The organism is Rhizobium sp. YIM 134829, from assembly GCF_046546455.1.
On record NZ_JBKHKI010000006.1, the window covers coordinates 49,199 to 67,678 of the forward strand.

At 65.3% G+C, this 18,480-nt stretch carries 19 protein-coding genes; 3 read left to right on the forward strand and 16 right to left on the reverse strand.

Features of this window, described 5'->3' with window-relative positions; genetic code table 11:
• Positions 1-135 precede the first annotated feature (135 nt).
• From ACLE20_RS12105 to ACLE20_RS12150, 10 genes are all read right to left on the reverse strand, one after another.
• Complete coding sequence (locus ACLE20_RS12105; protein ID WP_410940552.1) at positions 136-1,191, reverse strand: LLM class flavin-dependent oxidoreductase; 1,056 nt, start codon at positions 1,189-1,191, stop codon at positions 136-138.
• Positions 1,192-1,573: 382 nt separating this feature from the next.
• Positions 1,574-2,458 carry an MBL fold metallo-hydrolase gene (locus ACLE20_RS12110; protein WP_410940553.1) on the reverse strand — a complete coding sequence of 295 codons (885 nt, stop codon included), beginning with the start codon at positions 2,456-2,458 and terminating at the stop codon, positions 1,574-1,576.
• A 282-nt stretch (positions 2,459-2,740) separates the two neighbouring features.
• Positions 2,741-2,947 carry a hypothetical protein gene (locus ACLE20_RS12115; protein ID WP_410940554.1) on the reverse strand — a complete coding sequence of 69 codons (207 nt, stop codon included), beginning with the start codon at positions 2,945-2,947 and terminating at the stop codon, positions 2,741-2,743.
• Positions 2,948-3,024: 77 nt separating this feature from the next.
• Positions 3,025-4,452 carry a gamma-aminobutyraldehyde dehydrogenase gene (locus ACLE20_RS12120; protein WP_410940555.1) on the reverse strand — a complete coding sequence of 476 codons (1,428 nt, stop codon included), beginning with the start codon at positions 4,450-4,452 and terminating at the stop codon, positions 3,025-3,027.
• Between the two features lie 34 nt (positions 4,453-4,486).
• Positions 4,487-5,302, reverse strand: coding sequence for an ABC transporter permease (locus tag ACLE20_RS12125; protein WP_410940556.1), 816 nt, complete (start codon positions 5,300-5,302; stop codon positions 4,487-4,489).
• Complete coding sequence (locus ACLE20_RS12130) at positions 5,292-6,245, reverse strand: ABC transporter permease (RefSeq protein ID WP_410940557.1); 954 nt, start codon at positions 6,243-6,245, stop codon at positions 5,292-5,294. The genes ACLE20_RS12125 and ACLE20_RS12130 overlap by 11 nt, the downstream gene beginning before the upstream one ends.
• Positions 6,245-7,243: an ABC transporter ATP-binding protein gene (locus ACLE20_RS12135; RefSeq protein WP_410940823.1), complete on the reverse strand. Its 999-nt coding sequence runs from the start codon at positions 7,241-7,243 to the stop codon at positions 6,245-6,247. Before ACLE20_RS12135 ends, ACLE20_RS12130 begins: the two co-directional genes overlap by 1 nt.
• A gap of 218 nt (positions 7,244-7,461) precedes the next feature.
• Positions 7,462-8,622, reverse strand: a complete 1,161-nt coding sequence (locus ACLE20_RS12140) for an ABC transporter substrate-binding protein (protein ID WP_410940558.1) — start codon at positions 8,620-8,622, stop codon at positions 7,462-7,464.
• A 122-nt stretch (positions 8,623-8,744) separates the two neighbouring features.
• Positions 8,745-9,656, reverse strand: a complete 912-nt coding sequence (locus ACLE20_RS12145; protein WP_410940559.1) for a LysR family transcriptional regulator — start codon at positions 9,654-9,656, stop codon at positions 8,745-8,747.
• A gap of 135 nt (positions 9,657-9,791) precedes the next feature.
• Positions 9,792-10,658, reverse strand: coding sequence for a DUF1206 domain-containing protein (locus tag ACLE20_RS12150; RefSeq protein ID WP_410940560.1), 867 nt, complete (start codon positions 10,656-10,658; stop codon positions 9,792-9,794).
• A 197-nt stretch (positions 10,659-10,855) separates the two neighbouring features.
• On the opposite strand from ACLE20_RS12150, the gene minC reads away from it, so the two are divergent.
• The 3 genes from minC to minE are packed head-to-tail and all read left to right on the forward strand — an operon-like array spanning position 10,856 to position 12,701.
• On the forward strand, positions 10,856-11,599 hold the full coding sequence (gene minC / locus ACLE20_RS12155; RefSeq protein WP_410940561.1) for a septum site-determining protein MinC: 744 nt from the start codon (positions 10,856-10,858) through the stop codon (positions 11,597-11,599).
• Between the two features lie 29 nt (positions 11,600-11,628).
• A complete protein-coding gene (minD, locus tag ACLE20_RS12160; protein WP_410940562.1) occupies positions 11,629-12,444 on the forward strand; it encodes a septum site-determining protein MinD in 816 nt (271 codons plus the stop codon).
• Positions 12,441-12,701 (forward strand): cell division topological specificity factor MinE, encoded by a 261-nt coding sequence (gene minE / locus ACLE20_RS12165; protein ID WP_410940563.1) that lies wholly within the window; start codon positions 12,441-12,443, stop codon positions 12,699-12,701. The genes minD and minE overlap by 4 nt, the downstream gene beginning before the upstream one ends.
• Before the next feature lie 285 nt (positions 12,702-12,986).
• On the opposite strand, the gene ACLE20_RS12170 is transcribed toward minE, so the two are convergent.
• The 6 genes from ACLE20_RS12170 to ACLE20_RS12195 all read right to left on the reverse strand — a co-directional run bounded on the left by ACLE20_RS12170 (position 12,987) and on the right by ACLE20_RS12195 (position 17,878).
• Positions 12,987-13,217, reverse strand: a complete 231-nt coding sequence (locus ACLE20_RS12170) for a hypothetical protein (protein ID WP_410940564.1) — start codon at positions 13,215-13,217, stop codon at positions 12,987-12,989.
• Positions 13,218-13,338: 121 nt separating this feature from the next.
• Positions 13,339-14,034 carry a TfuA-like protein gene (locus tag ACLE20_RS12175; RefSeq protein WP_410940565.1) on the reverse strand — a complete coding sequence of 232 codons (696 nt, stop codon included), beginning with the start codon at positions 14,032-14,034 and terminating at the stop codon, positions 13,339-13,341.
• The gene (locus ACLE20_RS12180) at positions 14,031-15,209 is read right to left on the reverse strand and encodes a YcaO-like family protein (RefSeq protein ID WP_410940566.1); all 1,179 of its coding nucleotides are present in this window, start codon (positions 15,207-15,209) and stop codon (positions 14,031-14,033) included. The genes ACLE20_RS12175 and ACLE20_RS12180 overlap by 4 nt, the downstream gene beginning before the upstream one ends.
• Before the next feature lie 42 nt (positions 15,210-15,251).
• Positions 15,252-15,470, reverse strand: coding sequence for a hypothetical protein (locus ACLE20_RS12185; protein ID WP_410940567.1), 219 nt, complete (start codon positions 15,468-15,470; stop codon positions 15,252-15,254).
• A 13-nt stretch (positions 15,471-15,483) separates the two neighbouring features.
• Positions 15,484-17,478, reverse strand: a complete 1,995-nt coding sequence (locus ACLE20_RS12190; RefSeq protein ID WP_410940568.1) for a hypothetical protein — start codon at positions 17,476-17,478, stop codon at positions 15,484-15,486.
• Positions 17,411-17,878 carry a helix-turn-helix domain-containing protein gene (locus ACLE20_RS12195; RefSeq protein ID WP_410940569.1) on the reverse strand — a complete coding sequence of 156 codons (468 nt, stop codon included), beginning with the start codon at positions 17,876-17,878 and terminating at the stop codon, positions 17,411-17,413. Before ACLE20_RS12195 ends, ACLE20_RS12190 begins: the two co-directional genes overlap by 68 nt.
• Positions 17,879-18,480: the final 602 nt, after the last annotated feature.

An 18,480-nucleotide genomic window follows, 5' to 3' on the forward strand; every position in this document is an offset into this window, starting at 1 on the left:
TAAGTTCCCGCTGTTTAAGATTATTCGGGCCAATGATAGTTTTTGACGCTGATCATGCCAGCGAAGGTCGCCGAGCTGGCCCGCCGCGGTCAAAAACACGGCGGGCGCTGGTCGAAGCTGTCGGATCGGACGGCCTCAGGCGGCCCGCAGCGGCGGCGGGGCCTTGGCGCTCCAGCCGAGAGCGGGAGCGACATGGGTCAGCACACTTTCAATGACATGGGCGTTGTAGGCGACGCCCAGCTGGTTCGGCACAGTCAGAAGCAGCGTATCGGCCTCGGCAATCGCCTCGTCCTTCAAAAGCTCTGCGACCAGCCGGTCGGGCTCGGCGGCATAGCTGCGGCCGAAAATAGCGCGGGTCGTGGCGTCGAGATAGCCGATTGTGTCGCTGCCTTCCCCCTGGCGGCCGAAATAGGCGACGTCGCGATCAGAGACCAGCGGGAAAATGCTGCGGCTGACAGAGACGCGCGGCGTGCGGCTGTGTCCGGCGTCCTTCCAGGCCTCGCGATAGAGGCGGATCTGCTCGGCCTGCTGCTCCGCAAAGGGCTTGCCGCTCTCGTCGGTCTTGAGCGTCGAGCTCTGCAGATTCATTCCGAGCTTCGCGGCCCAGACGGCCGTGGCATTCGAGCTCGCACCCCACCAGATCCGATCGCGCAGGCCGGGTGCATGCGGCTCGAGACGCAAGAGGCCCGGAGGATTGGGAAACATCGGCCGCGGGTTCGGCGCGGCAAAGCCTTCGCCGCGCAGTACGTCGAAGAACACCTCGGCGTGGCGGCGGGCCATGTCGGCCTCGTCCTCACCCTCAGCCGGCTCATAGCCGAAATGACGCCAGCCATCGATCACCTGCTCTGGCGAGCCGCGGCTGATGCCGAGCTGCAGCCGGCCGCCGGAGATGAGGTCGGCGGCGCCAGCATCTTCCGCCATGTAGAGCGGGTTCTCGTAGCGCATGTCGATGACCGCCGTGCCGATCTCGATCCGGCTCGTCTTGGCGCCGATGGCAGCCAGAAGCGGGAAGGGTGCGGCGAGCTGCCTGGCGAAATGGTGCACACGGAAATAGGCGCCATCCGCGCCGAGCTCTTCCGCCGCGACGGCGAGATCGATCGATTGCAGCAAGGCATCGCCCGCCGAGCGCGTCTGCGATTGCGGGGAGGGGGCCCAATGTCCGAAGGACAGGAAGCCGATTTTCTTGGTCATGATCATCCCCTTCTCGGGTTCTCTTCAAGGCGGCAGTCTCGCATGAATCGGCATTTTTCGACAGCTGGGGCCGTCGAACGCACTGTTCGCAGATTGATGCCAATTGACGACCAGTCGATCCTTGATCGCGCGGCGCCAGGCGCCGGGCTTGTTCAAGGGCGGCTGGAAAAGCATGGTGAAGCGGCTCCGATCGGCAAAGCGGCAATCGATCGCGATTTCATCCAGCCGCACGGCGGTGGTGCGCAGAGCGAAATCGCCTTCATGCTCCCGGCCGATCGCGCGGGGACACATGGTCGTCGCGCTGGAAAGATCATCCCGATGACGACGACCAGTCGTGACGGAGAGTCATGCTTTTGGAGAAAAGTGGGGTGTGGAGCCGTGATCAGCGATAGGCGTCATTCTCGCTTTTGCCCGGCTCGGCCGGCTTGCGGTCGTAATGGCCGCCTTCGGGAACGGCGATCTCGCGGAAATCCCGGGCGAGAAGGTCGAGCTTCTCGCGCGCTTCGAGCCCGTGAACCGGCTGGCCGTGACCGGTGACGATCAGTTCCGGCTTGAGCCCGGCGAGCAGGCGCACCGAAGTCTCCGCCTCCATCCAGTCGGGCGTCAGATAGCGCGGCGGTCCATGCATCTCCAGCCGCTGCGTCATCACCGCATAGGCGGATTCTTGGCCGGTGGTGACGATGGCGTCGCCGGCGATCAGCGTCCGGTCGCTCTCGCGGAACAGCGAGACGTGGCCGGGCGTATGGCCGGGCGTGTGGACCCATTGCCATCCCGGCATGCCGGGCACCGACTGGTCGGGCGGCAGCATGTGCAGCCGCGGCCCGACATCGACCGGCGAGCGCGGATAAAGCGGCGAAAGGAGCGCCATGACGCCGCCCCCGACCAGCGGGTCGGCCGGCGGATAGGAGGCCTGGCCGTTCAGATAGGGATGTTCGAGCGGATGGGCATAGACCGGCACATCCCAGCCGCGCGACAGGCTCTCCACCGAGCCCGCATGGTCGAAATGGGCGTGCGTCATGATGATCGCCTCCGGCCGGGCGTCGCGGCCGAAGCGGCGTTCGACGCAGTCGCGGATCGTGTCGGCCGAGGTCGGCAGGCCGGTATCGATCAGCACGAAGCGCCCGTCGGTCGATGGATTGCCGTAGAGAAAGACGTTGACGATGGAGAGCGTGCGCATGGCAAGCTCGGGCAGGACAGCCTGCGTGCCGTCGCCGGGGTCGGTCAGCGGCGCACGGGCCTCTTCGCTCAAGCCAAGCTGGGTGGTCATCGCCGTCTCCTCGATCCGCAGGTTACCGGAAGGCTCGCCAACAGCGCGCGGGGGCAAAGGTTCCAGGCGCGGAGCGAAAGGCACGCGCCGAAAAGTCGAGCCTCGGCGGAAACTTCGCCTATTCTCTCTCTCTCAAGATGCGCTCCGGCCGTTGATGCTCCACGGCCGCGGCGCGCTGCCGGCGGGCGGCATCGCGGGCCGCGGCTGTCTCGGATTCACAATCAGCAGGACGTGAAGGAGGTGGGCCGAAGCGGTCTCTGCGACCCTGATCGGCCCGTTGCGTCAGACGTCGTTCATGCTCGGCAGCAGCAGTTCCACCTCGCGGCGGCGTTTGTCGTCGAGCGGCGCGATATGTTCCTGCCAATAGGCATCTGCCTCGGCCGGCTCGTCGTCCCAGGTGCGGGTGCTGACGATATTGTCGTCCACCTTGGCCTTGCGGCGTCCGCCGAGGCGCAGATATTCGTCGGCCAGTTTCTTGCTTTCGGTCATTCCCGTCTCCTTGCGAAAGGGTCGTTCCCCTTACCAACCCCTTCGCAAGGGCAAAGTTTCGTGTCCGTGCGGGCTGATCAGCCGTGGTTGATCATGATGTGGCGCACGGCGGTATAGTCTTCCAGCGCATAGGCCGAGAGATCCTTGCCATAGCCGGACTGCTTCAACCCCCCATGCGGCATCTCGCTCACCAGCGCGAAATGGGTGTTGATCCAGGTGCAGCCATATTGCAGCCGGGCGGCGGCCTGCATGGCTTTGCCGATATCCTTCGACCAGACGGAGGAGGCGAGGCCGTAATCGCTGTCATTTGCCCAGGCGACCGCCTGTTCCGGCTCGGAGAAGCGGGTGACGGAGACGACGGGGCCGAACACCTCGCGCCGGACGATCTCGTCCTCCTGTCGGGCGCCGGCGATCACCGTCGGCTGGAAGAAGAAGCCGCCGCTCGTGCCCGGCGAGCCGCCGGTGGTGACCTCCATATGGCCGAGCTCGCTGGCACGTTCCACGAAGCTCGCCACCCGGTCGCGCTGGCGCCGCGAGATCAGCGGGCCGATCTCGTTCTGGCTGTCGTCTTCGCCCGCATAGCGGATGGTGGAGACGGCGCTGGTGAGATCAGCGACAAGCGTCTCGTAGATCCCGTCCTGCGCATAGATGCGGCAGGCGGCGGTGCAGTCCTGGCCGGCATTGTAATAGCCGAAGGTGCGGATGCCGGAGACGACGGCCTTGAGATCGGCATCGTCATAGACGATGACCGGCGCCTTGCCGCCGAGCTCCAGATGGGTGCGCTTCACCGTCTTGGCGGCCGCGGTCAGCACCTTCTTGCCGGTCGCGATATCGCCGGTGATCGAGACCATCGCCACTTTCGGATGGTTGATCAGCGCATTGCCGACCGTTTCACCGCGGCCGAGCACGATGTTGACGACGCCCTCGGGCAGGATGTCTGCCAAAAGCTTCGCCATCTTCAGCGCGGTCAGCGGCGTCTGTTCCGACGGCTTGAAGACGATCGTGTTGCCGCCGGCGAGCGCCGGGGCGAGCTTCCAGGCCATCATCATCAGTGGGTAGTTCCACGGCGCGATGGAGCCGACGACGCCGATCGCGTCGCGGCGGATCATCGAGGTGTGGCCCGGCAGATATTCCGCCGAGACAGGGCCGTTCAGCATGCGGATGGCACCGGCGAAGAAGCGCCAGCAGTCGATGATGCCCGGCAGCTCGTCATTGCGCACCGCATTGATCGGCTTGCCGCAATTGAGCGCCTCCAGTGCCGCGAAGGCATCCGCCTCACGCTCGATCGCATCCGCGATTTTCAGGAGATAGCCGGAGCGCTCGGCGGGCGTCGTGCGCGACCAGCCGGTGAAGGCCGCTTCCGCCGCGTCCACCGCCGCGTCGATCTGGGCATGCGAGGCTTCCGCCAGGCTGAGGATCGTCTCGCCGGTCTTGGGGTTGAGAATGGTCTCCTCGGCTTCGGTGCCGGGCTCGAAGCGCGCGCCGATCAGAAGGTCCGTGTCCATGGTCGATCTCCCAGTATGGTCGGTGAAAGGGGCATCATTTCCCGCCGCCGGCGATGCGGTCGCCGTCGCGGGTGAGCAGATAGGCAAGCAGAATGGGCAGCAGCGTCACCAACACCACCACCATTGCCACGACATTGGTGACCGGGCGCTGGCGGGGGCGGATCAGCTCCTCCAGCATCCAGATCGGCAGGGTCGATTGCTGGCCGGCGGTGAAGGTTGTGACGATCACCTCGTCGAAGGAGAGCGCGAAGGCGAGCATGCCGCCGGCGAGCAACGCCGTGCCGATATTCGGCAGGATCACATAGCGGAAGGTCTGGAATCCGTCCGCGCCGAGGTCCATCGACGCCTCCACCAGCGAGCCAGAGAGGCGCCGGAAGCGGGCGACCGCATTGTTATAGACGACGACGATGCAGAAGGTGGCGTGGCCAAGCACGATGGTGAAGAAGGAGAAGGGGATCTCCGCCAGCGAGAAGGCCTGGCGCAGCGCGATGCCGGTGATGATGCCGGGCAGGGCGATCGGCAAGATGACGAGCAGCGACACGGCCTCGCGGCCAAAGAAGGCCGAGCGCGAGACGGCGGCGGCGCAGAGCGTGCCCAGCAACAGCGCGATTGCGGTGGCGAGCGTTGCGACCTTGAGCGACAGCGTCAGTGCTGCCCAGACATCCGGCCGGTCCCAGGCGACCGCGAACCACTGCAGCGTCAGCCCCGGCGGCGGAAAGCGATAGCTCTTCTCCTCCGTCGTGAAGGCATAAAGGAAGATGAGCAGGATCGGCGCATGCAGGAAGACGAGGCCGAGCGCGGCGGAGAATTTCAGCGCCAAGGGCGCGCGATCGGTCCGGTCAGAGCGCATCGAAGGCCCCCAGGCGCCGGGCCATGGCGAGATAGACGCCCATGATGACGATCGGCACGACGGTGAAGGCGGCGGCGAGCGGCACGTTGCCGGCCGTGCCCTGCTGGGCATAGACGGCCTGGCCGATGAAGAGGCGCGAGGAGCCGATGATCTGCGGGATGATGTAGTCGCCGAGCGTCAGCGAGAAGGTGAAGATCGAGCCGGCGACGATCCCTGGCAGGGCGAGCGGCAGGAGAACGTGACGGAAGGTCTGGCCCGGCTCGGCGCCGAGATCGGCGGAGGCCTCGATGAGCGAGCCCGGCACCCGCTCGAGCGACGCCTGGATCGGCAGGATCATGAAGGGCAGCCAGACATAGACGAAGACGAGGAAGGTCCCGAGATAGCTGACGGAGAGCGAATTACCGCCAATCACCGGCAGCGCCAGCACGGCATCGAGCAGCGGGGACAGATGCAGCGTCGCGAAGGCCCAGGTGAGGATGCCTTCCTTGGCAAGGATCAGCTTCCAGGCATAGATCTTCACGAGATAGCTCGACCAGAGGGGCAGCATAACGCCGAGATAGAACGCCGCCTTCCAGGCGCCGCGGGCATAGCGGGCGGCGTAATAGGCGATCGGGAAGGCGACCAGGATCGAGGCCAGCGTGACAGCGCTCGCCATGGTGAGCGTGCGCAGGATGATGTCGAGATTGGCGTCGGTGAGCAGCTGGGCATAGGTGGCAAGCGTCGGCTCGTAGGTGATGAGGCCCGAGAAATCGTCGATCGCAAAGAGGCTCTGCGCCAGGAAGACGGCGAGCGATCCCAGATAGACGATGCCGAGCCAGAGGAGCGGGGGAGCGAGAAGAAGGGCAAGCAGCAGCCGGGGCCGCTGCCAGAAGAGATCGGACAGGCGGCCGGCGAGGCCCTGTCGCGGCTCGGTCACCGCGAGCGGGGAGCTTAGCGCCGCCATCAGGCCTGCTCCATCAGATGCAGGTCGTGCCGGTCGAAGGAGAGCGTCACCATAGCCCCTTCGGCGGGGACGGGCTGACTGGCGGGCAGGGCGGCGATCAGCCGCTCGCCCTCGCAGTCGACGGTCAGCCGCGTGACCGGGCCGAGAAAGCTCGCGCCCACCGCCCGACCGCTCAAGCCGAGCCCGTCACCCAAGGGGGCATCCAGCCGGATCGCTTCCGGACGTAGGCTGGCGGCCGGCGCGTCGAGCCCCAGCCGGTCGCAGAGATGTTTGGGAAGGATATTGGAGGAGCCGACGAAGCCGGCGACAAAGCGGCTTGTCGGCCGGCGATAAATCTCCTCGGGCGTGCCGACCTGCTGCACCTTGCCTTCGTTGAACACGGCGACGCGATCGGCCATGGACAGTGCTTCGCTCTGGTCATGGGTGACGAAGACGAAGGTGAGGCCGAGGCTTTTTTGCAGGCTCTTCAGCTCCTCCTGCATCTGCTCGCGCAGCTTCAAGTCGAGCGCGCCGAGCGGCTCGTCGAGCAGCAGCACGCGCGGGCGGTTGACGAGTGCGCGGGCAAGCGCCACCCGCTGGCGCTGTCCGCCGGAAAGCTGGCCGGGCTTGCGGGCGCCATAGCCGGGCAGGGCCACCATGGCGAGTGCTTCCTCCGCCTGGCGCCGCCGCTCCGCCTTGCCGACGCCCTTGACCATCAGCCCGTAGGCGACATTGTCGAGGATCGTCAGATGCGGGAAGAGTGCATAGTCCTGGAACACGGTGTTGACCGCGCGGCGATAGGGCGGCACGCCCTCGGCCGTCTCGCCGAAGATCTCGATATGGCCCGACGTCGGCTGCTCGAACCCGGCGATCAGCCGCAGGCAGGTGGTCTTGCCGGAGCCGGACGGACCGAGCATGGCGAAGAATTCCCCCTCGGCCACCGCCAGATCCACCCCATCCACCGCGCGCACGGCGCCAAAATGCCGGGAGACGGACTGGAAGAGAACCGCTGTCATGATCGTTCCTTCTCAAACAGATGTGCCATGTCTTGGGCTTCTGCGTGCTCGTGTCCGTGTAGCGCCGACGCTCCTCCGTCATCCTCGGGCTTGTCCCGAGGATCTGCTGTTGGACCGGCTGGATTCGAGGCCGATTGTTCGGATCGGCGTAGGTAGATCCTCGGGACGAGCCCGAGGAAGACGATCATTGGAGTCCGGTCCTCAATCCTTGCCACGGTTGCCTATCGGCCGCCGATGACGCCGATATAGTCGGAGACCCAGCGGTGATAGGGCACGCATTCGCTCTGGCTGGCGCATTTGGCGACCGGCGTCTTCCAGAACTTGACCTTCTCGAACTGGTCGTAGCCATTGGTCTTGCACCCTTCGTCGGTCAAAAGCGCATTGCCCTTGCAGGCTGCGCCGACGGACGGGTTGGCGCCGAACCAGGCGGAGACATCGCCCTGCACCTTGGGCGAGAGCGAATGCTCCATCCAGAGATAGGCGCAGTTCGGATGTTCGCTTTCGGCGGCGAGCATGGTCGTATCGGCCCAACCGGTGGTGCCCTCCTCGGGGAAGACCGAGGCGATCGGCTGCTTCTCGCCTTCGAGCAGGTTGACCTGGAAGGGCCAGGAGCCGGAGGCGACGACGCCTTCGTTCTTAAAGTCGTCGATCTGGATCATGGCGTCATGCCAGTAGCGGCTGACCAGGGTGCGCTGGACGCGAAGCAGATCGAGCGCCGCCTTGTACTGGTCTTCGTTGAGCTCGTAGGGGTCCTTGATGCCGAGTTCCGGCTTGTGCGCCATCAGATAGTTGGCGGCGTCGGCCACATGGATCGGCCCGTCATAGGCCTGGACGCGGCCCTTGTTCGACTTGCCGTCGGGCAGCGTCATCTCCTCGAAGACGACCTTCCAGCTGGTCGGCGCCGCGCCCTTGAAGGCCTCGGTGTTGTACATCAGCACGTTCGGGCCCCAGACATAGGGCACACCGTAGTGCACGCCCTTGACCGTATGCCAGGGCGCATCCTGCATGCGGGCGTCGAGCGTCTTCCAGGAGGGAATGAGGTCGGTGTTGATCGGCTGGACGCGCTTGCCGGCCACCAGCCGCAGCGAGGCATCGCCGGAGGCCGTCACGAGGTCGAAGCCGCCCTCGTTCATCAGCGCCACCATCTCGTCCGAAGTCGCGGCCGTCTTCACCGAGACCTTGCAGCCGGTCTCCTTCTCGAAGCCGGTGACCCAGTCGTAGTTCTTGTCCGTCTCGCCGCGCTCGATATAGCCGGCCCAGGCGACGATCGACAGGGCGCCTTCGCCCTTGCCAAGTTCCTTCAGCGGTTCCTGAGCCATGGCAGCGGTCGTAAGGCTCAAGGAGAGGGCAAGCACAGTGCAGGATTTGAGGATGGTCTTCATCGGTCGGCTCCCGGTTTGGCGGCCGCTTTGCGGCTCGTTCGTTCCCGAGAGGAAAGGTGCCTCGCTTGCCGAGCCTTCGCAAATTCATTTAACAGAACGGCGATATCGGAAAAACCGAAGGATCAGCGCGCCCGCCCGCTGCGCAGTGCCTCTGCGACGCCGATGAAGTCGCGGGCGGATTGCGGCAGGCTGGAGCCCTTGCGCCAGACCATGCCGACCTGGACGACCGGCAGGGCGCCGGAGACGTCGCGGCTCTCGATCCGGTCGCCTTCGAGCGACCAGGGGCGATAAACGAGGTCGGGGAGCAGCGCGATGCCGGCGCCGGTCGCGACCAGGCTGCGCACGGCCTCGACCGAGCGCGTGCGGAAGGCGACATGCGGACGGGCGCCGAGCGCGGTCAAGAGCTTGCCGGTGTTCTCCTCAATCTCGTCGACGGTGAGCATGATCAGGGGCTCGCGCGCAACATCGGCGATCGAGATGATGTCGGCCGAGACAAGCGGATGGCCGAGCGGCAGCCAGAGCCGGTAGGGCGAGGTCTCGATGATTTCGGCCTGGAGCGCCATGCGGTCGCGCAGGTTGGAGATGACCATGACCGCGACGTCGAGCTCGCCGCCGACGAGGAGATGTTCGAGATAGGAGCCATTGTCCTCGATGGCGCTGACATCGACCGCCGGGCAGGCGCGGCGGAAGCGGGCGAGGAGATCGGACAGCACATAGCCGGCGACGAGCGAGGTGACGCCGAGATTGAGCCTGCCGCCCTCGGCGGTGGCCTCGACCGTGCCGAAGGAGCGCCGCGCATCCTGCACGCCGGCAAGGATCTTCGTCGCGTGGCGCAGGAACTGATGGCCGTTATGGGTGATGTGCAGGCCGCGCGGATGGCGCTCGAACAGCGCCACTCCCAGATCGCTCTCCAGCTCCTTGATCGCCTCGGTGATCGAGGATTGGGAGATGGAGAGGCTCTGCGCCGCGCGCGTCACCGACCCCTGTTCGGCGACGGCGACGAAATATTGCAGCTGGCGAAGTGTGAAGGCCATCGCCGCTTATCACAAGCCCGCGCAGGGCCGGCAAGGTCTCGGGGCGCGCCCTCCCATCAAAAAGCGCCGCCTCTTCGGCGACGCTGATGATGGCCTGCGCTTTCGGCAAGACGTGACGCGTTCGTTCAGGACGACTCAGCGCGGCCCGAGTTGGGCGACATTGGCACCGATCTTGCCGGCCACCGCCTTCGGCATCGCAGTCGGATCGACTCGGGCAATATGGCGGTAGCGGGCCTCGATCAGGCTGTAGGCACCGAAGGCGAAGAGGCCGAGGGCGGCGAGGGCGTAGAGGATGCCGCCGAAGGGCAGGCCGCGCACCCAGTCCATGGCATCGGCCAGGCTGCCGGCCTGGCTCGGGTCCACCCGCCAGGCGGCATAGAGGAAGAAACCGCCGGTGATGAGGAAGACCGCGCCGCGGGCGATGAGCCCGAAGGTGCAGACCGGCTCGAGGAAGCGGCGCTTGTCGAGCGGGATGGAGATATATTTGCTGTAGCCCTTCTTCACGCCTTTGGCGATCTGGGCGATGCCGGCGCCCAGAATAGCGAGACCTGCAAGCAGCGCCAGGATACGGCCGAAGGGCTGGCTCATCAGCCAGGCGGCCAGGCTCTGTTCGCCACTGCCGCCGCCATCGGCGCCGAGCGAGAGGGAGAGCGCATGGCTGGCGGCATAGAGCGCCAGGCTGAGATAGGTGATGGCGCTGACGGCGAGCCCGGCACGAATGGAATAGCCCTTCGAACTGTCCGGCTGGCGGTCGGGATTGTAGACGGCCTGGACCACGCGCCAGAGCACGAAACAGAGAAGGCCGACCGCGACAAGGCCCAGCCAGATCCAGCCGAGCGGCTGTTCGAGAATCACATCGAGCGCGGATTTCGAATCGACCTGCCGTCCGCCGCCGATCGATCCGAACAGCGCCATGGCACCGACGAGCAGATAGACGATGCCGCGGGCGCTGTAGCCGAGCTTGGCCAGCATCTCGGCCTTGTGCATGTGAAGGGGGTTCATGGCAGTCTCCAGCTTCCACCGGCGGGTTCAAACCGGCTCAACGAAACGTGATCGCAGCGGCTGGGTTCCCGATGCGCAGCGTCAATCGCCGCTAACACGTAAGAATCGCGCAAGGCTCCAGCCTCGGGCAGGGAAGGGAGTTTAATTCTTTGTTAACCATTCGATCCCTAAAACAAAGCAACGATTTCTTAACCTCGATGAACGAAGTGCTAACAGATCCCCGCTCCATCCGTATCAAGGGCCGTTCTTTCCTTGCGGTCGTCCTGTCTCCGGATTTGCCGCTGGATCAATGGCTTGTGCGCCTCGATGACCTTGCGGCCCGCTCGGCCGGCTTCTTCTTCGGCCGTCCGGCGGTGCTCGATGTCGCCGATCTCCAGCTCGACAAAGCGGGTCTGAAGGCGCTGCTTGCCGAACTCGCGGCCCGCAATGTCAGCATCATGGGCATCGAGGGTGCGCGGCCTTCGCTGATCAGCCCCGGCATGCCGCCGGCGCTGAAAGGCGGCCGCCCGGCCTCCGATTTCGAGGTGAAGCAGAGCGATCCCGCCGAGCCGGCAGGGGCCGAGGAGTCGCCGCGGGTGATCGAACCGCCAGTATCCGAGATGCGGACCAGCACCCCGTCACTCGTCATCAACGAACCCGTAAGGTCCGGGCAATCCGTGATCTTTACAGAAGGAGACGTGACCGTGATCGGGTCCGTCGCCTCGGGCGCCGAAGTGATCGCCGGCGGTTCCGTCCATATTTACGGCGCGCTGCGCGGCCGGGCCATGGCGGGATCGATCGGCAATGCCGGAGCGCGCATCTTCTGCCGCAAGCTCGAAGCCGAGCTGGTGGCGATCGACGGAGTCTACAAGGTGGCCGAGGATATCTCGCCCAGTCTGCGCGGCCAGCCCGTGCAGCTCTGGCTGGAAGACGACGCCATCAAGGCAGAACAACTCAATTGAGCCGAAACGGCCAGCAACAGGAGAGCAAGATGGGGAAGGTTATTGTCGTGACTTCCGGCAAGGGCGGGGTTGGCAAGACAACCTCGACGGCCGCGCTCGGCGCAGCGCTTGCGCAAAGGGGCGAGAAGGTCGCCGTCGTCGATTTCGATGTCGGCTTGCGCAATCTCGATCTGGTCATGGGTGCGGAGCGCCGCGTGGTCTATGACCTCATCAACGTCATCCAGGGCGATGCCAAGCTGCCGCAGGCGCTGATCCGCGACAAGCGCGTCGACACGCTGTTCCTGCTGCCGGCCTCGCAGACCCGCGACAAGGACAATCTCACCCAGGACGGTGTGGAGCGCGTCATCGGCGAGCTCAAGGAGCACTTCGACTGGATCATCTGCGACAGCCCGGCGGGCATTGAGCGCGGTGCGACGCTGGCCATGCGCCATGCGGATGTTGCGGTGGTCGTCACCAATCCGGAAGTCTCCTCGGTGCGCGACAGCGATCGTATCATCGGCCTGCTCGATTCCAAGACGATGAAGGCCGAGCGCGGCGAGCGCATGGAGAAGCACCTGCTTCTGACGCGCTTCGACCAGGCCCGCGCCGAGCGCGGCGACATGCTCAAGGTCGAGGACGTGCTGGAGATCCTGTCTATCCCGCTGCTCGGCATCATTCCGGAGAGCATGGACGTGCTGCGCGCCTCCAACCTCGGCGCTCCGGTGACAGTGGCCGACGCCCGCTGCGCGCCGTCGATGGCCTATTTCGAAGCCGCGCGCAGGCTGGCCGGCGAAACCCTGCCGGTGACCATTCCCGGCGAGAAGCGCAGCCTGCTCGGCAAGATCTTCGCACGGAGGGCCGCATGAACATTTTTCGCCTTTTCGGCAAGCAGCAATCGGCGCCGCAGGCGCGCGAGCGCCTTCAGGTGCTGCTTGCCCATGAGCGCGCTTCGGCGGGCTCGGATCTCGTTGCCATCCTGCGCGAGGAGATCCTCGCCGTCATCGCCAAGCATGTTCAGGTCGACGCAGACCGTGTGCGGGTGAAGATGGACCGCGACGAGCATATGTCGATCCTGGAGATCGACGTGGAGATCCCGCTCGGCGCGCTGTCGCAGGCTGCCTGATCAAGAGGCCGCGTCATCAAGGCTGGCTCGCCTCGCGGACCGTATCGACGGAGACCGGGCTTCCTGCCCGGTCTTCGTGTTTGATCTGACCGGCTGAAAGCCTGAAGTGACCACGGTGCTGGCGGACGGCGGACAGAAAAACGCCGGTGGGGCGCAGCGGATTGCCTCCGCGTGCCTCACCGGCGAACCGCCATTCCGCGCTTACTATGCGGATCGCAGCGTCACACCATTCCAGTCTTCCATGCAGTGCAGATTCGTTCGGGCGGACCTCCTCCCGAACCCGCCTCAGCAATGTCCCGCTTTTTCGGTCAAAAGCAGGGCAACCTGATCCTCGGGGATCACAGGACCCAGTTCCTTGCTGAGGTCAGCCACAAGGGCAATCAAGGCTGCTTCCAGATGATGAACCGTAGCCGTGGCCTGTGCATCTCTGGCACCGTCTCGAGCGTAGGTAATGACGCGGATCAGGCCAATCAATTCATCGCGACGGCTGTCCTGCATGCTCTCGATTGCGTCCACTCAACTCCCCCTGTCCTGACAAGCATCTTTAACCACGCACTGTCAGAAAAATCCCGTTGCATCGCCGTTGCACACGCGGAACGGGTTCGCCACAAGGCGCGCTCATCTTCAGGATATGGAATCAGTCCGGTTCAGGCAGAACCTGAAGGGTCCAGTCAACAAGCCCTTGATTAAAAGCCGATCTTTTTAGGGCCAGCTCATTTAGGAGGGTTAGCGCGTCTTCACGTTTTGGATCGACAGCGTGTGGGAGGATGCGTTGCATGAGTTGAATTCGCGTTGCATCGAGTTGTTCGGCGATTCGGCGCCAGCTGCGTTCCTTGAAGTAGACCGCGCGCGCAGCAAGCGCGACGAGGGCAGCCTCGCGAGCATCGATGGCGCCGGCTGCTTGCGCGGCAGCGAGCGTCGCATCGACCGTGACGAGCGGGACGCTCAAGGCCGGATAGCCGAGTTCGGCTGGTCCGTGGCTCAGCGCGACATCGCCATCGTCGACACGGTGACCACCGCGATAGGCCTCGAAGATACGGCCGATGCCGCGCATGCCATAGGCTTCGCATTCGACGGCCCGCAGCGCACCGAGGCTTGCGGCGCCAAGCACGGGGATGCCGCGCGACAGCGCCAGAAGGATCTCCTTGTGCCAGACCGAGGGGACCTCGTCGAAATAGCCATCGACGAGCCCGATCGCGCGTGCTCCGTCTTCCACCGCGCGGCGAAGGTCGCCGCGTCGCGCCGGTGGTCGGATCTCGATCCCTGCGTCCGGCCAGGCGGCGGCCAGCGCGGCAGCATCGGGAAGGCTGGGGCCGACGAAGACGACCTTCATGACAGGACCTGCCGCAGGGCACGCGACCCGAACGTCTGCCGCCGTGCACCGGGCGGGTTTTCGAGCGCGGGGACGATGACCTTGACGACCGCCACCGGCAGGCGGCCATCATCGAGCCGCACGGTGTAGACATCACGGATACCGGCGCGCCGCACTCTGTCGAGAACAAAGGGCAACCGCTCGGCTGCGACCTTCGGCGCGGAGTCGAAGACGGCTGGCTCGCGCGCTTCGATCGGCCTGCGCAGGATCTGGCAGAGATCCTCCGGCGCCGGCTGCGTGAACATGGCGGCCGGGACATCGTCGCGGGCGCCGCCGATGAAGGTAAGGCGAGACTGGGCGGCCTCGGTGATCGCCCGCAGCGCGGCTGCCTCAGCGGCAAGATGGGCACCGCTGCCAAGTGTCAGCTGGACATGGCGCACCGGTCCCCCCTTCAGCACCGCCCGGGGCGCGATCAGGGCCATGAAGCAGGGCAGGCCGAGGTCGGAGGTGATGTCGAACAGCCGCAGGACGAGACCCGCCGACTCGATCCGCGCGATGAGGCTATCGATCATGTCGGAGCGGAGCAGGGCGGGGTCGAGCGCCGCCGTCCGTCGAGTGGCCGGCGTCACCTGCCAGAGCGTCAGCGCATCCCGTTCGACGCGTTCGAGCAGGCCGTGTAGCACGGCTTCGTTCCAGCTGTTGCCGGAGGCCAGACCGTCGGACGAACGCCAGTAACGGGGATCGGGCAAGGTTCGATCGAGATGCACGGCGTCGAAGGGAAGGTGGACCGGCTTGCCGTCCAGAAGATGGTCGGCCACGACCCATTCGAGCGCTTCGTCCGGGGAAGGGGCCGAGGCGTTCGGGCTGAGCAGCATGTCGAGGTCGTCGGGCCGGCCTCCGGCGGCCGCGATCTGCGTTTTCGATAGGGTGTGGCGAGGGCAGGAGGGAGCGGAGGCGATGGCCCGCTCGACCGCTTCCATGACGGCCGAGGCCCTGGCGTCGTCGTCCGTCACCCCTTTGCCCTGAGCAATGGCGATCGCCCGGGCATTGGGCGTCACGGCAAACCAGACGGGAATGCCGAGACGATCGAGCCCTGTCTGGCAGCCGACCCGGGTGATGCCGAGGGCTGCCAGGTGAGGCGTCATCATGGAGACGGTCTCGGCCGGATCACGCGACCGATAGGGATCTCCCGTCATCGCGCATCAAGCGCGCAGGTCGTCGCAGTCTGCAAGCCGGCCTCACCGACCTTCGTAGTGGCCGGCAGCCGCCTCGGAGACCGAGGAGATGGCGACTGCGAAGTCGACGCCTTTGGCCACCATGCCGGTGCGGCTGGCTGTGGCGCCGGCGGCCAGCGCCCCGGCGGTCTTATCCTTGAAGGGGGTCACCGTGCCAGCGCCGAGATCGGCGATCCAGAGTCCCTCTTCACCTTCCAGTCCGAGAATTACAACCTGGGCCATGTCAGTCTCCATGCTAAAACCCGGCCTTGCGCAAGCCTTCTCGATAGAGTTCACGCTGCCAAGCTTCCCGGTTGGGAACCAGCTCGAGCCAGCGCTCCAGCTCGAAGTCGGGATGTTCCTGCAGAACACGCTGTCTATATACACGCGCTTGCCGTGTATTGCCAAGCATTCCCCAACTCGCGGCCGCCAGTCTGTCGGCCGGGCGCGGATTGTCCATTCGCTTGATGTAGGCGAGCGCGGAATCATAGTCGCCGAGGAAGTAGCAGGCACCGGCAGCCGACCATAAATAGCTGTCCGGACACAGGGGGTTGAGGTCGATCGCGCGGGTGATCTTCTCCAACGCCTCACGCGGCCGTGCGCCGTGCACCAGCGTATCGGCATGGCTGTAGAGCACATCGGCATAATGTGGGCTGATCGTCTCCGCCTTCTGAAGCGCTTCCAGGCTCTCATCCAGGCGGCCGCGGTAGAGGGCGACAACGCCCAGTTCCCGATAGGCGGAGGCGAGGCCAGGATCACTCTGAACGGCGCGAAGCGCCTGTCGCTCCGCCGCGAGCAGCAGGTCCTTGTCGCCCCGTGCGGTCAGAAGCCATTCCGTCACCAGTGCGCGTGCCATGCCTGCCATCGCCGGCGCGAAGCCGGCATCGAGCTGCAGCGTTTCGCGCATCATCCGTCGCGCCTTGCGGATGTCCGCCAGCTCGAGACTGCCGAGATGCTGGGTCCCCTTCAGATAGGCGACATAGGCATCTGGCCGGCGCTGATAGTCGAGATGGCTGGCCTTGCTCTGCTCGAGGCGGTCCGTCGTGTTCTCGATGATGCCGCGGGCGATCGCGACGCGCTGTGCGGCGAGGCTCTCCGAGGTCAGCGGGAAGCGCGCCGCCCAGATGATCTCGTCACCCGGCACGAAGATCAGCTGCGCATAGACGCTGTCGTAGGAGCGGCGCGTGTCGAGCGTATAGGTCACACCATGCCGCTCGAGGAGAGCCGCCTTGTCGGCCGAGGCGCGGTAGCGCTCGGCGGTGAACGGGGCCACCACCGAGACGCTGCGCAGCGAGCAGAGGCCGATGGTGACGTCCTCGATCAGCGCATTGGCCAGCGCGCCTGCCTGGCGCGTTTCCCGCGCCGTGTCGGGCGGCAGCAGAGCGAGACGGGGCAGGACGGGCCGTGGCGGTCGAGCTATCGGCAGATGAGCCTCCGCCTGCGCCGCCGCAGTCGCTTGGGGACGTGAGGGCTCGGCCGGTTCGAACCCGCCGCCTGTGGGAACGATCGGCGACGAGGGGCCAAGACCGGGATAGACGAAGGGGAGGACGGTCGCCGAGGGAGCGGCGGGATCATCAGGCGCAACGGACATTGCCACGGTGCCTGGCGGCGCAAGCGGGCTGCGGACCGGCACGGCGCTGGCGCTCAAGCCCTGGAGCGCCCGGCGCACCTCCTCATCGGCAGGGTCGTGAACAAGCAGCGACACGGCGGCCGCTTGAAGCACGTCATCGCCGGCGGCTGCACGGTGCGCCCCGTAGCAATGGAAGAAGGCTGCCCTCAAGAGCAGGCGATGGGTGGCGCGGACGCCGGCAATCCAGTGTTCGATCGCAGGCGTGTGACGAAGATCGCGATCAAGGAAGCCGCGCGCAACGGCGGCCGTCAGCCAAGTGAGCTGCGCGACCGGGCGCTCGGAAGGCGGAACGGCATCGAGATCGCAAAGGAGCGCAACGGGATTGCGCCGCAGCGCCGTTCCCTCGCTTAGGAGGAGCGGCGCATTGCGAACGGCCAGACGCATCCGACGAAGGGCCGACCTGAGATTGGTGTCGGCCGCTTCGTCCGGTGCATCCGGCCAGATCAGATTGGCGAGATCGCGCCGATTGCGGGCGCCATCCGGCTGCGTTGCGAGGAAGGCGAGCAGCAGCAGGACCTTATCGGGGCAGCTGACCGCAACCCCGCTCTCGTCCTTAAGCGTCAGCTCCCCGAGCGTGATCAGCGTGAAGCTCGTCGCCGGTGGATCTGCGACGCTGGTCATCTTCAGCTCCTCCCATGCTGCTGGCGAGCGACTTGGTCAGCGCGACAATCGACTGGCGAACCTTGGTATCGGTAATCGCAAAGAAGGCGCGATTCAACTCCATGCCTTCCTTGGTGCTGACGAAGCCGGCGACATCCTGCGCCTCGCCCAGTCCGCCTTCCTTTTCCGGCTCGCCGCCATTCTCGAAGAAGAAGCTGATCGGCACCTTCAGGACGTCGGCAATGTGCTGCAGACGGCTGGCGCCAACGCGGTTGGCCCCCTTCTCGTACTTCTGCACCTGCTGGAAGGTGACGCCGAGCTGGTCGGCCAGCTTGGTCTGGCTCATGCCGAGCATCAGACGGCGAAGGCGAATGCGGGAACCGACATAGACGTCGATCGGATTACCGGGAATGAGTGGCATAGGGGCCTCTGTGGGTTCTGTCAGAACGCGGTGATGATGCGGGAGCGGATCAACTTATGCAATTGGAGCTCCCCCTCTCCCCGGGTTGTAAGACTAGTTATTTTTACTAATTCTAAAATTGTAGCGGGTGTCGATCTCGTGTGATGCCAAATGGAATGGGCAGTTCCCTCCAGCCAGTTATTTTTTTCAGTATATGCGCATTCTTGCAGGCTACAGTCTGAGTTGCACAAACCGGTCGGCTTGTCAAAAGGCACGTCGGCTTCTCTGAGAAAGTTAAAATAGCACTTACCAATTCACGTTTATAGAGGTCTCAACCTGTCCATGTGGTGTCGAGGTTGCAAAATGCACGGTCAGGGATGGTGTGGGCGTCGTCTCGTCGCAGGGAACACGCAGAGGCTGCCGATTCCGTACCGATGCCGTGATGGGTAAAATGCGTCGCCCCCGGGGGCGAGCGCCCATGCGGGTGCCGATGAGGGATTGATTGGCTTGACTGTCCGATTGCTACAACAGGCCACGACACGACCGGGCGTGGGTCGAGGCGTCAAGCAGCCTCATGACCGCAATGCGGATCGTGGCTCACGCGAGGAGGGGCAGAGCGTCGA

Coding starts and splice junctions, on each gene's coding strand:
- ACLE20_RS12105 (WP_410940552.1), bottom strand. CDS start 1,191: ATGACCAAGAAAATCGGCTTCCTGTCCTTCGGACATTGGGCCCCCTCC.
- ACLE20_RS12110 (WP_410940553.1), bottom strand. CDS start 2,458: ATGACCACCCAGCTTGGCTTGAGCGAAGAGGCCCGTGCGCCGCTGACC.
- ACLE20_RS12115 (WP_410940554.1), bottom strand. CDS start 2,947: ATGACCGAAAGCAAGAAACTGGCCGACGAATATCTGCGCCTCGGCGGA.
- ACLE20_RS12120 (WP_410940555.1), bottom strand. CDS start 4,452: ATGGACACGGACCTTCTGATCGGCGCGCGCTTCGAGCCCGGCACCGAA.
- ACLE20_RS12125 (WP_410940556.1), bottom strand. CDS start 5,302: ATGCGCTCTGACCGGACCGATCGCGCGCCCTTGGCGCTGAAATTCTCC.
- ACLE20_RS12130 (WP_410940557.1), bottom strand. CDS start 6,245: ATGGCGGCGCTAAGCTCCCCGCTCGCGGTGACCGAGCCGCGACAGGGC.
- ACLE20_RS12140 (WP_410940558.1), bottom strand. CDS start 8,622: ATGAAGACCATCCTCAAATCCTGCACTGTGCTTGCCCTCTCCTTGAGC.
- ACLE20_RS12145 (WP_410940559.1), bottom strand. CDS start 9,656: ATGGCCTTCACACTTCGCCAGCTGCAATATTTCGTCGCCGTCGCCGAA.
- ACLE20_RS12150 (WP_410940560.1), bottom strand. CDS start 10,658: ATGAACCCCCTTCACATGCACAAGGCCGAGATGCTGGCCAAGCTCGGC.
- minC (WP_410940561.1), top strand. CDS start 10,856: ATGAACGAAGTGCTAACAGATCCCCGCTCCATCCGTATCAAGGGCCGT.
- minD (WP_410940562.1), top strand. CDS start 11,629: ATGGGGAAGGTTATTGTCGTGACTTCCGGCAAGGGCGGGGTTGGCAAG.
- minE (WP_410940563.1), top strand. CDS start 12,441: ATGAACATTTTTCGCCTTTTCGGCAAGCAGCAATCGGCGCCGCAGGCG.
- ACLE20_RS12175 (WP_410940565.1), bottom strand. CDS start 14,034: ATGAAGGTCGTCTTCGTCGGCCCCAGCCTTCCCGATGCTGCCGCGCTG.
- ACLE20_RS12180 (WP_410940566.1), bottom strand. CDS start 15,209: ATGACGGGAGATCCCTATCGGTCGCGTGATCCGGCCGAGACCGTCTCC.
- ACLE20_RS12185 (WP_410940567.1), bottom strand. CDS start 15,470: ATGGCCCAGGTTGTAATTCTCGGACTGGAAGGTGAAGAGGGACTCTGG.
- ACLE20_RS12190 (WP_410940568.1), bottom strand. CDS start 17,478: ATGACCAGCGTCGCAGATCCACCGGCGACGAGCTTCACGCTGATCACG.
- ACLE20_RS12195 (WP_410940569.1), bottom strand. CDS start 17,878: ATGCCACTCATTCCCGGTAATCCGATCGACGTCTATGTCGGTTCCCGC.